The organism is Herminiimonas aquatilis (assembly GCF_042665175.1).
Classification (GTDB): Bacteria; Pseudomonadota; Gammaproteobacteria; order Burkholderiales; family Burkholderiaceae_D; genus Oxalicibacterium; species Oxalicibacterium aquatilis.
Genome location: NZ_JBHTCC010000003.1, coordinates 163642 through 175284, shown reverse-complemented (window position 1 = coordinate 175284; position 11643 = coordinate 163642). Strand labels below are relative to the sequence as shown.

Annotated in this window: 8 protein-coding genes; 3 read left to right on the top strand and 5 right to left on the bottom strand. The window is 54.1% G+C overall.

The window, feature by feature from the left end:
- Positions 1–5: 5 nt before the first annotated feature.
- On the top strand, positions 6–752 hold the full coding sequence (locus ACFQO0_RS13270) for a pseudouridine synthase (RefSeq protein WP_382235395.1): 747 nt from the start codon (positions 6–8) through the stop codon (positions 750–752).
- 55 nt (positions 753–807) lie between these two features.
- Here the strand turns inward: ACFQO0_RS13270 and def are convergent, their stop codons facing one another.
- The 5 genes from def to smc form a co-directional block, all read right to left on the bottom strand.
- Positions 808–1344: a peptide deformylase gene (def, locus tag ACFQO0_RS13265; protein ID WP_382235393.1), complete on the bottom strand. Its 537-nt coding sequence runs from the start codon at positions 1342–1344 to the stop codon at positions 808–810.
- Positions 1341–2216 carry a UTP--glucose-1-phosphate uridylyltransferase GalU gene (galU, locus tag ACFQO0_RS13260; RefSeq protein WP_382235391.1) on the bottom strand — a complete coding sequence of 292 codons (876 nt, stop codon included), beginning with the start codon at positions 2214–2216 and terminating at the stop codon, positions 1341–1343. The genes def and galU overlap by 4 nt, the downstream gene beginning before the upstream one ends.
- On the bottom strand, positions 2203–4305 hold the full coding sequence (ligA, locus tag ACFQO0_RS13255; protein ID WP_382235389.1) for an NAD-dependent DNA ligase LigA: 2103 nt from the start codon (positions 4303–4305) through the stop codon (positions 2203–2205). The genes galU and ligA overlap by 14 nt, the downstream gene beginning before the upstream one ends.
- A 2-nt stretch (positions 4306–4307) precedes the next feature.
- Positions 4308–5432 (bottom strand): cell division protein ZipA C-terminal FtsZ-binding domain-containing protein, encoded by a 1125-nt coding sequence (locus ACFQO0_RS13250; protein ID WP_382235387.1) that lies wholly within the window; start codon positions 5430–5432, stop codon positions 4308–4310.
- Positions 5433–5717: 285 nt separating this feature from the next.
- Complete coding sequence (gene smc / locus ACFQO0_RS13245; protein WP_382235385.1) at positions 5718–9245, bottom strand: chromosome segregation protein SMC; 3528 nt, start codon at positions 9243–9245, stop codon at positions 5718–5720.
- Positions 9246–9499: 254 nt separating this feature from the next.
- On the opposite strand from smc, the gene dapC reads away from it, so the two are divergent.
- Both dapC and dapD read left to right on the top strand, forming a co-directional pair.
- On the top strand, positions 9500–10714 hold the full coding sequence (dapC, locus tag ACFQO0_RS13240) for a succinyldiaminopimelate transaminase (protein ID WP_382235383.1): 1215 nt from the start codon (positions 9500–9502) through the stop codon (positions 10712–10714).
- Positions 10715–10775: 61 nt separating this feature from the next.
- On the top strand, positions 10776–11600 hold the full coding sequence (dapD, locus tag ACFQO0_RS13235; protein ID WP_382235381.1) for a 2,3,4,5-tetrahydropyridine-2,6-dicarboxylate N-succinyltransferase: 825 nt from the start codon (positions 10776–10778) through the stop codon (positions 11598–11600).
- Positions 11601–11643 lie beyond the last annotated feature (43 nt).

Here is an 11643-nt window from a genome sequence, read left to right as displayed (position 1 = left end):
TCACCATGACAGAACCTTTACGCCTTTCCAAACGCATGTCCGAACTTGGCCTGTGCTCGCGTCGCGAAGCCGATGAATGGATCGCGCGGGGCTGGGTCCGAGTGGATGGCAAAGTCGTCTCCGAACTCGGCACCAAAATCCTGCCGACGCAACGAGTCACGGTTGAAAGACAAGCCGCCGCGGAGCAATCAAAACGCGTGACGATTTTGATCAACAAGCCTATGGGCTACGTCAGCGGCCAAGCGGAAGACGGTTACAAGCCAGCCGTCGCGTTAATCAAGGCAGAAAATCGCTGGAAAGAAGACAAGTCGACCACGCAATTTCATCCCACGCAGTTACGTAGCCTGGTTCCTGCCGGACGTCTGGATATCGACTCCATTGGGTTGCTGGTGCTGACGCAAGACGGCCGTATTGCAAAACATCTGATCGGCGAAACCACCAGCGTAGAAAAAGAATATCTGGTGCGCGTGCAATACATCAAACCGGGAACATTGCCTGAATCGGATCTGAAGCGACTTAATCATGGGCTGGTACTGGATGGAAAAAAACTGCTGCCGGCACAAGTCAAATGGCAGAACGAGGATCAGCTGAGCTTCATTTTGCGTGAAGGCAAAAAACGCCAGATTCGCCGCATGTGCGAGATCGTCGGCCTGAAAGTAGTGGGCTTGAAACGGGTGCGCATAGGGCGCGTTAAACTGGGGGATTTGCCTGTGGGTGAATGGCGTTACCTGAATGAAGGCGAAGAATTTTGAGTGAAGTTTTGAATGGCTTCGTAGCGAAGAAATTCACCGCTTCAAGTCTGAAAAATCAGTCATCCTCATTGGGATCCATCTCCGGGAACAGCACGTCGACGTAACCGAATTGCGTGAAATCTTCGATACGCATCGGATACAAAATGCCGTCCAGATGATCGCACTCATGCTGCACGACACGCGCATGAAAGCCTTCTGCATCGCGGCTAATCAGATTACCAAATTGATCAAAACCTTCGTAATGCAGGGCACTGAACCGCGGTACCACACCGCGCAACCCCGGCACGGACAAACACCCTTCCCAACCTTCGTCGCGCTCTGCTGAAAGCGGACGAAACTTAGGATTGATCAAGACCGTTTCCGGCACTGGTGGCGCATCCGGATAACGCGTATTTTGCTTGAAACCGTAGATCACCAAACGCAAATTCACGCCTATCTGTGGTGCGGCCAGACCGGCCCCATTGGCCGCGTGCATGGTATCGAACATATCGGCGATCAAGCTGTGCAGTTCCGGCGTGTTGAACTCGGTCACCGGTTCCGCCACCCGCAACAGACGCGGATCGCCCATCTTCAGGATTTCTCTGACGCTCATTTCATTGCCTTCAAATACTCTTCAAATGCGACGCCGGTTTCCGGATGCTTGCGCCCCATCGCCATCGTCGCCTTCAAATAACCCAGCTTGGAACCACAATCATAGCGCTGTCCGGTGTAACGATAAGCCAGCACTTTTTCCGCCTGCATCAAGGATGCAATGCCGTCGGTCAATTGAATTTCGCCACCCGCACCTTTGCCGATTTTTTCCAGGTGTTCAAATATCTTGTTGGTCAAAACGTAACGTCCAACCACCGCCAGCGTCGATGGCGCAACATCGGGTTGCGGCTTTTCAATGATCGCGTTGACCAATTCCAGATTGGATTGATACGGCGTTGCACTGACAATGCCGTATTGCTTGGTTTCGGCACGCGGCACATCCTGCACCGCCAGGATGCTGTGGCCTTCGCGCTCGAAGATATCTGTCATCTGTGCCAGCACCGGGCGGGTCCCTGGTTCGGTATCCATGAAGTCATCTGCCAGCAAGACCGCGAAAGGCTCGTTGCCAATCACAGGACGCGCGCACAACACTGCGTGCCCCAGACCCAGCGGTGCCGACTGACGTATGTAAATGCAGTTGATGTGCTTGGGAATGACATTGCGCACTAGATCCAGCAATGCATTCTTTTCGGCTGCCGCCAGTTCTGCCTCCAGCTCGTAGGCCGTATCGAAATGATCTTCGATCGCGCGCTTGTTACGGCCGGTGATAAACACCATCTCGGTAATCCCGGCGGCGACGGCTTCTTCCACTGCATACTGAATCAGCGGTTTGTCGACGATAGGCAGCATTTCCTTTGGTTGCGCCTTGGTAGCAGGCAAGAAACGACTGCCCAAGCCAGCCACCGGGAAAACTGCTTTTTTAATCTTGTTCATCACTATCCAATAATTGAAGGAATGCGGTTTCGTCGAGTATCGTCACGCCCAGCTCTTCAGCTTTAGCAAGTTTGCTGCCAGCTTCTGCGCCCGCGACAACGTAGCTGGTTTTTTTGGACACAGAACCGGCAACCTTGCCGCCCGCTGCTTCAATTTTTTCAGCGGCGGCGTCGCGACTCAAGGTTGGCAAGGTGCCGGTCAACACAAAAGTCTTCCCGGCAAAAGGTTTGGGCTTGTTTTCAACTACATGTTCCGGCCAATGCACACCTGCCGCCTGCAACTGTTCAAGCAACTCGATATTCAATGGATCGCTTAAAAATGCCCTGATCGATTTCGCCACCACCGGGCCAATGTCTGAGACTTCAAGCAATTGCTCTTCGGACGCAGCCAATAGCGCATCCAGATTGCCGAAATGACGCGCCAGTTCCTTGGCCGTTGCTTCGCCTACATGACGAATGCCGAGCGCATAAATGAAACGCGCAAACGTCGTGGTCTTGGACTTCTCCAAAGCGGCAAGGACATTCTGCGCAGATTTGTCGGCCATTCTATCCAACTCGGCCAGCGCGCGAAAACCCAGCTTGTATAAATCTGCGACGGTCGTGATGATGTGCTTGTCGACCAATTGTTCTACCAGTTGGTCGCCCAGCCCTTCCACATCCATCGCACGACGGGAAACAAAGTGCAGCAAGCCGCCTTTGCGTTGCGCCGAACACTTGATCCAGCCACCCGAACAGCGCGCGATAGCTTCATCTTCCAGGCGCACGATGGGTGAACCGCAGACAGGACAATTTGTCGGCATTACAAAAGGCTGCGCATGCGCCGGCCGCAACTCTGGCACATAGGACACCACTTCTGGAATGACATCGCCAGCACGCCGCACGATTACCGTATCGCCTATCTGTATATCCTTGCGACGGACTTCATCTTCATTATGCAAGGTCGCATTGGTGACCGTCACCCCACCGACCAGCACCGGTGCCAGACGCGCGACCGGCGTAATGGCACCGGTGCGACCGACCTGCACTTCTATGCCCTGCACCGTGGTGAGTGCTTCTTCTGCCGGGAATTTATGCGCAATGGCAAAACGCGGTGCGCGTGAAACAAACCCGAGTTGCTGTTGTTGGTCGAGGTGATTGACCTTGTACACAACGCCGTCGATTTCGTAAGGCAGTTGTGCACGCTTTTCTGCTGTCTTTTTGTAGAATTCGAGCAAGCCTTGCGCACCCTTGACCACCGCCCGCTCCGCACAAACCGGGATACCGAGTTCTGCATACCAATCCAGCAAGGCGGAGTGCGATGTCGGCATATCGGCGCCTTCCAGCAAACCGACGCCATAGGCAAAGAAGCGCAAGGTGCGCTGCGCGGTAATACGCGAATCGAGCTGACGCAAACTGCCGGCGGCAGCATTGCGCGGATTGGCAAACTCCTTCGCCTCCAACTCGCGCTGACGTGCATTCAGCTTGGCCAGATCGGCCTTGTACATCATGACTTCACCGCGCACATCCAATACCGTTGGTGGCGTCGCGGTATGCAAGCGCAAAGGTATCTCGCGTACGGTGCGTATATTGGCGGTGACGTTTTCACCGGTCGCGCCATCGCCGCGCGTGGCAGCTTGCACGAGTATCCCGTCCTCATAGCGCAAATTGATTGCGAGCCCGTCGAACTTCAATTCGGTCGCGTACTCGACTTCCTCTGCACTGTGCAAACCATCGCTGACACGCTTATCGAAAGCGACGATATCAGCATCGTCAAATCCATTACCCAGCGACAGCATCGGGACCGAGTGCGTAACTTGGGGGAAGGCCGATGCTGCCAATGCACCGACGCGTTGCGTAGGTGAATCGAAAACCAGTAATTCGGGATGGGCTACTTCCAGCGCCTGCAATTCGCGAAACAGCTTGTCGTATTCCGCATCCGGAATCGATGGATTATCGAGTACGTGATAGGCGTAGTTGTGACGATTCAATTCATCGCGCAACCATGCGGCACGTGCAGGCGGATTGCTGGCATCTGGCATCTCTGGCGCTTTTTTTTCAGACTGCGCAGTATCCGTATGTTGCGATGCCGTGGAAAACAGATCCGGCTGCATAATCAGTTAAATAGACGCAATGCCCGGTTGGAACCTGCCGGAATATCCGCTGCTTCCATATCGGCATAGAACACTTCAATCTGACCGCCGATTTCATTCAGCGACGCATCAGACAAGGGCTGGGTACTGTCATCGACGACGGTGCCGTCGAGACGCGCAGACAGCGACCGTGCGCAAGCGATCATGGCACCGAAGCCATCGCGTTCCGGCGCGACAACCGGTACATCCAGCAACAAGGTCAGACGATTGGTCGTTTCTTCCGCCAAAGTGACATTGGTGGAAAGCGAGAACAACACGCCGCCATCACCATCAGGCATCACCAGACGGCCTTCGGGACGCACATCGAAGCCCTGCCGCTCCAATGCTGCCAGCAAGGTCGTGACCGACCACGGCGCGCCATTGGATTGCACATTGACGCTCAGCTTGGCATCGTACTCGGTGACAAAATGATGCAGTGAACGCGCTGTCACCATGACTTCCGACATATCCGGCACATCAGGATCAGCGTCGAAATCATCGGCGATTTGGCGAAGGCGCATGACAAATTCGGAATATTCAAGTTCGTTCAATGCATTGCTGCGGTTAGCCAGTTGCACACCCGCCATCAGGGATTTGTAAATGCCGCCATGCGTGATCGCTTCCCAGCCGCCATCGATATGCTGGCCGGCAAAATGTACTGCCTTGCTGCCGACATGACGCAAGGATTGCAAAGCGGGCAGAATTTTTTCGCCGCGTAGTTGCGTCGTCATGGTCAGAGGAATCGTGCAATCGATCAGATAATCGACCGGCAATTCCTTTTCTTCTACCGGTTGCATCATGTCAATCGGCGCATCGAGTTCTTCTTGCACGCGCGCTTCAGATGCCATGCCTTCGGAAGAAGGATCTGCCTCAACATGGGTTAGCTCGGCGGATGACAAGGTCGGTTCGCGCCGGTCCGTATTAAAGGTTGGCGCAGACACTGGCGCGGCATCTTGCTCGGCAGTCCCCATCAAGACATCGTCGTGTGACGAGGAAAACGCGCGCTCCACACTTTTTTTGGCTTTGTATTCCTGCCATTTATTGTAGGAAATGACGCCGACCACAATCGCGCCGCCAATTACCATAAGGCTGGTTTGCAGGTCTGTCATACGGCACCTTGAATAGGGAATTGATTTTTCATCATGCAGACATCCATAGGGCAAAAGATGCCACCGAAAAAATCATATAAAACAGAGTAAGTCATAAAAATCCAGGGTTCAATGGTCGGGCGATATTCTATGAAACAGCGTGCCGCAACTAGCGGCAACCAGCGTTCAGGATACCGTACAACCTGTATTCAGGTTAAGTCCGGGAGCACGGATCGCCCACGCAATCCGCTCTCGAAAAATCACTTGTCAGCCAATATCAATTATTCATTGCGTCTCGGCAAAAACTCAGACGGTCTGTGCTTCTGCCGCAAAACTGGTGGCCGACTCCATATCCACCGCAACAATCCGCGACACGCCCTGCTCCTGCATCGTCACACCGATCAGTTGCTGTGCCATTTCCATTGCAATCTTGTTATGCGAGATAAACAGGAATTGCGTATGCGCCGACATGCGTTTGACCATATTGCAAAAACGTTCAGTGTTGGCATCATCCAGCGGCGCATCGACCTCATCGAGCAGACAGAAAGGTGCAGGGTTCAGCTGGAACATCGAAAACACCAGCGCCGTCGCCGTCAATGCCTTCTCGCCGCCTGACAGCAGATGAATCGTCGCATTCTTTTTGCCCGGTGGTTGCGCCATCACTTGCACGCCCGAGTCCAGAATTTCTTCGCCGGTCATAGTCAATTTGGCCTGACCGCCACCGAATAGAATCGGGAACAGTTCCCCGAAGTGATGATTGACCTTGTCGAAGGTGTCTTGCAGCAAGTCGCGCGTTTCCTTGTCGATCTTGTGAATCGCATCCTGCAGCGTATTGATTGCTTCGGTCAGGTCGGCATTTTGCGCATCAAGGAAGTTTTTGCGTTCCGACGCGGTCGCCAATTCATCCAGCGCCGCCAGATTGACCGCGCCCAGCGCAGCAATCGCATTGGTCAACCGCGTTACCTCGCCTTGCAGGTAGGAAGGTCGGGTATCGCCATTGAGTTTTTCCATCAACGCCGCTTCATCTGCTTGGGCTTCGATCAGCTGCTGCGCATACTGTTCCTGATTCAAGCGTGCCGCCTGTTCCTTCAACTGCAATTCAGTAATGCGATCACGTTGCGGTTGCAAACTGCGTTCAGCCTGCATGCGCGCTTCGTCATGACCGCGCAATTGCTGTGTCAGCTGATCGAGTTCGTGCCGCGCATCGGCCAGCGCACGCTCCTGATCGGTGCGTTTGTCGAGCAGCGTTTGCAAACCGGCTTGCGCGGCCTGATCGTCCAGGCTCTCCAGTTCCAGGCTACCTTGCTGCATGTTGGCAAACAGCTGCGCCGCCTGCTCCAGTGCGGTGGCGATACTGCGTTTCAATTCTTCTATCTTGCTGCGTTGCGACTTCTCTGCATATTCCGCTTCCTGCGCCGAACGCTCCAGTTCACGCGCACGCTGGCGCGCATCATTCAACTGCTGTTCCTTGCTCAGGTAATCGGTTTGACCTTCTTCATGCGTCTCCTGCAATTCAGCCAGCTCGCCATCGAGTTGTTCGAACTTGGCTTCCGACTCTGCCTTGACTTGCTGCTGTTCGGCTTCCTGTGCAGCGATTTCTTCCAGATCGCTTGCGATCTGAGTGCTGCGCTGGTTGAAACGCTCCTGCACTTCCGATAATTTCATCACATCGATTTGCAAGCCATGCACCGCTTGCGTCAGCGTGTTGACGCGCTGACGTATCTCTTGCAAGCGCTGCGTCGCTTGCGTCAGTGCGGATTCGGCACGGACAGAGCGCGATTTCGCTTCGTCTGCCAGCATGTGCTGCGCACGCAATTGCTTGCCGATGTTTTCGATTTCCTGCTGGCGCGCCAGCATGCCATCCTGCTCGGAATCAGACGCATAGAAACGCACGCTTGATTTGCTGATGACATGCCCTTGCCTGGTGACGAAATACGCACCATTAGGCAATTTATTGCGATCAACGAAAGCCGCGGCTACATCGTCAGCAACATAAACGTTATGCAGCCAATCCTGCATCAATGCGCGCAGGCTAGGATCATTCAGTTGCAGCAGGCTCAGGAAAGGCTTGAGGCCGGCTTGCGTAGGGCTCGCTTCCGATGGCACTGCATTCGGCGTGAACAAAGCCAGCTTGGCCGGCGGTGCATCGTTGAAGAAAGCCTTGGCCCAATCGAGATTGGACATTTCCAGCGCCGATGTGCGCTCGCGCAATACCGATTCCAGCGAAGTTTCCCAACCCTGATCGATATGCAGTTTTTGCCACAGGCGCGGCAGCTCGCTCAACTCGTGCTTCTGCAACCACGGTTGGACTTTGCCTTGCGTCTGTATGTTTTCCTGCAGTTGCTTCAATGCAGTCAGGCGCGCTTCGAGTTGCGCGTTGTTAGCCGTTTCGGTATTGACCTGCTGTTGCGCGGTACGGCGCTCTTCTTCAAGTTTGGGTAACTGTTCTTGTGCGACTTCCAGTTGTTCTGTCGCCTCTTCGAGTGTGGCCTGCTTTTCTTCCAGTTGCATCTTCAGATTAGACAGATGCGTGCTGTCCGGCAAATTGAGGCCCTGCTTTTCTTGCTGCAAGCGCTCGCGACGCACCGTCAGGCTGGACAGGATATTGGAAGCGTTGCGTTGATGCGCAGATTCAAGTTCGATCTGCTGCTGCGCCTGCATGATTTTGCCGCGAGACTCAGTCGTTTTCAATTGCGCTTCGCGCCATGCTTGCTCCAATGCAGGAATACGATCGTTTTCACGATGCGCGATTTCCTGTGCCTGTTCGACACGCATCGCCTGCTCTTCCAGATGCATTTCAGCTTCGACCAGATCGTCCTGATATTGCGTGCCCTGGCGCTGCCATTGATCGCGTTGCGCGGTCAGTGAATTGAGTTGAGATTGCAGGCGACTGCGCGATTCGATAACGAACTTGATTTGTGCTTCGAGACTGCCGATTTCCGAATTGGTCTGATACAGATGGCCTTGCGCCTGATGCATGCGATCGCCCGCGCCGTAATGCGCCTGGCGCATGTGTTCGAGTTCAGTTTCAACATGACGCAACTTGGCGGTTTGCTCTTCCAGTTCGAGTTGCGCCTTCTCGATATCGCGGAAGAATTTATCCTGCTCGGTCTTGGCTTCATTCTTGCGGAGCAACCACAGCAACTTTTGCTTTTCATCCTGATCGGCTTGCAGTTCGTGGAATTTTTGCGCTACGGCGGCCTGACTTTGCAGTTTTTCCAGGTTGGCATTCAATTCGCGCAGGATATCTTCCACCCGCAGCAGATTTTCGCGCGTGTCTTGCAGTCGGTTTTCGGTTTCGCGGCGACGTTCCTTGTACTTCGATACGCCGGCAGCCTCTTCGAGAAAAATACGCAGTTCTTCCGGACGCGCCTCAATGATGCGCGAAATCATGCCCTGTCCGATGATCGCGTACGCACGTGGACCAAGACCCGTACCGAGGAAAATATCCTGGATGTCGCGGCGGCGTACCGCCTGATTATTGATGTAGTAAGTCGACGTACCGTCGCGTGTCAGCGTGCGCTTGACCGCGATCTCTGCGTACTGGCTCCACTGGCCGGCAGCTTTGCCTTCGCCATTGTCAAATACCAGTTCGACCGATGAGCGCCCTGCCGGTTTGCGGGTGTTGGTACCGTTAAAAATAACGTCCTGCATTGACTCGCCGCGCAGCTCGGAAGCCTTGGATTCACCCAAAACCCAGCGTACAGCATCGATAATATTGGATTTGCCGCAACCGTTAGGACCAACTACACCCACCAACTGGCCCGGCACCTGAAAGTTCGTTGGATCGACGAAAGACTTGAATCCAGACAATTTAATCGAAGTTAAACGCACGTTAGCAACCGTTCCCAGGATATACAACAGAAATTAAGTATCCGACCGAGTCGGCGGATGCGGCAAAAGAGCCCGCGAAAGGGGGTAATCATAGCATTTGCAATAACGTTTACTAGCATTTGGAAGGCAACGTTTTGCAAGACATCAGACGCGCTACGGTTACAGCCTCCGGAGCGGTATAATGTTGCCACTTTGAACCTTGCATCAATTAACACCCACTGTTAACACTGATCGCACATTTTTCGCTCTCCGCCGTGAATCCACTTCTGAATCAGCTGCAACCCTACCCGTTCGAAAAACTCAAACAATTGTTTGCCGGTATCACGCCGAACGCCGCCTATCGCCCTATCAGCCTCGGTATCGGTGAGCCCAAGCATCCAACGCCGGCGTTTATCCAAAAGGCGCTGGCCGACAATCTGGATGGATTGGCGACTTACCCAACCACGGCGGGAACGGAAGCCTTGCGCGCGACGATTGCTGGCTGGCTGGAGCGTCGCTACAACCTGCCCAAGCTGGACCCGGCCACGCAAGTGCTGCCGGTCAACGGTTCACGCGAAGCGTTGTTTGCACTGGCGCAAACCGTCATCGATCCAAGCAAGCATGCACTGGTTGTGTGCCCGAATCCGCTCTATCAAATTTACGAAGGTGCCGCCTATCTGGCTGGCGCCCAGCCTTACTTTGTTAATTGCGATCCGGCGCGCAATTTTGCGCCTGACTTTGCGGCCATAACGCATGAAGTATGGTCGCGCGTGCAACTAGTCTACGTTTGTTCGCCAGGTAATCCGGCCGGCGCGGTATTGACGCAGGATGATTGGGCCGAACTGTTCGCCTTATCGGATCGCTACGGCTTCGTGATCGCAGCCGACGAATGCTATTCCGAAATTTATTTCGGGGCCGAAGCGCCTTTAGGCGGACTGGAAGCCGCCCACAAACTGGGACGCAAAGGCTACCCGCGCCTGATCGGTTTTTCCAGTCTGTCGAAACGCTCCAACGTGCCGGGCATGCGTTCCGGCTTTGTCGCTGGCGATGCAGAGATCATCCAGAAATTCCTGCTCTACCGCACCTATCACGGCAGCGCGATGAGCCCATCCGTACAAAGCGCCTCGATTGCTGCATGGAACGATGAGCAACACGTAATCGACAACCGTGAAAAATACGTCAGGAAATTCAAGCAAGTCACGCCATTGCTGCAGGAAGTACTGGATGTCGAGTTGCCGGACGCCGGTTTTTACCTGTGGGCCAAAGTCGACAAACTGGTTGCCGTCAACGATATCGAATTCGCGAAGCGCCTCTATGCCGAATATAATGTCACAGTATTGCCGGGCAGCTATCTGGGCCGCGAAGCACATGGCATCAATCCCGGGCAAAATCGCATACGCATGGCGCTGGTAGCCGAAGTCGAAGAATGCCTGGAAGCCGCACAACGTATCGTCGAATTTACCAAGAAATTATCTGGCACAAGTACCTGATCATTTTCTGCATTCCAGCCTTTAATCATTTTATTTTTATCATCAACCGATAAGTACTCACATGACACAACAACTCGAACAGATCATCGACCAGGCATGGGAAAACCGTGCAGACTTCTCACCTAAAAACGCGCCTGCTGATGTACGTAGCGCCGTATCGCAAGTCATCGCGCAATTGAACGAAGGTACATTGCGCGTGGCGCAAAAAGACAGCGGTGCATGGGTTGTCAATCAATGGGTAAAGAAAGCAGTCTTGCTGTCGTTCCGTCTGGAAGACAACATCGCCATGCCATCCGGCGAACATATGCAGTTCTACGACAAGGTTCCGACCAAGTTTGCCAACTACACCGCTGAAGATTTCGCCAAAGGCGGCTTCCGCGTCGTCCCGCCTGCAGTCGCACGCCATGGCAGCTTCATCGGCAAAAACGTTGTCATGATGCCGTCCTTCGTCAACATCGGCGCTTACGTTGATGAAGGCTCGATGGTCGATGCATGGGCAACAGTGGGTTCATGCGCACAAATCGGCAAGAACGTGCACTTGTCCGGCGGCGTCGGTATCGGCGGCGTGCTGGAACCTATGCAAGCCAACCCAACCATCATCGAAGACAACTGCTTCATCGGTGCCCGTTCGGAAATCGTTGAAGGCGTCATCGTCGAAGAAAACTCGGTCATCTCGATGGGCGTCTACATCGGCCAATCGACCAAAATTTACGACCGCGCAACCGGTGAAGTCACCTATGGCCGCATTCCTGCAGGCTCCGTTGTCGTATCCGGCAACCTGCCTTCCGCCGATGGCAAATACAGCTTGTACTGCGCTGTGATCGTCAAACGTGTGGATGCACAAACGCGTTCGAAAACAGCCATTAACGAATTGCTGCGTGACTGATTGCAACAGCAAACTGTAACTCGCGTTTTGATGTCCACCTAAG

Bases quoted from the DNA above. Each gene is read 5' to 3' on its own strand.
- ACFQO0_RS13270 (WP_382235395.1), top strand. From the start codon at position 6: ATGACAGAACCTTTACGCCTTTCCAAACGCATGTCCGAACTTGGCCTG.
- def (WP_382235393.1), bottom strand. From the start codon at position 1,344: ATGAGCGTCAGAGAAATCCTGAAGATGGGCGATCCGCGTCTGTTGCGG.
- galU (WP_382235391.1), bottom strand. From the start codon at position 2,216: ATGAACAAGATTAAAAAAGCAGTTTTCCCGGTGGCTGGCTTGGGCAGT.
- ligA (WP_382235389.1), bottom strand. From the start codon at position 4,305: ATGCAGCCGGATCTGTTTTCCACGGCATCGCAACATACGGATACTGCG.
- ACFQO0_RS13250 (WP_382235387.1), bottom strand. From the start codon at position 5,432: ATGACAGACCTGCAAACCAGCCTTATGGTAATTGGCGGCGCGATTGTG.
- dapD (WP_382235381.1), top strand. From the start codon at position 10,776: ATGACACAACAACTCGAACAGATCATCGACCAGGCATGGGAAAACCGT.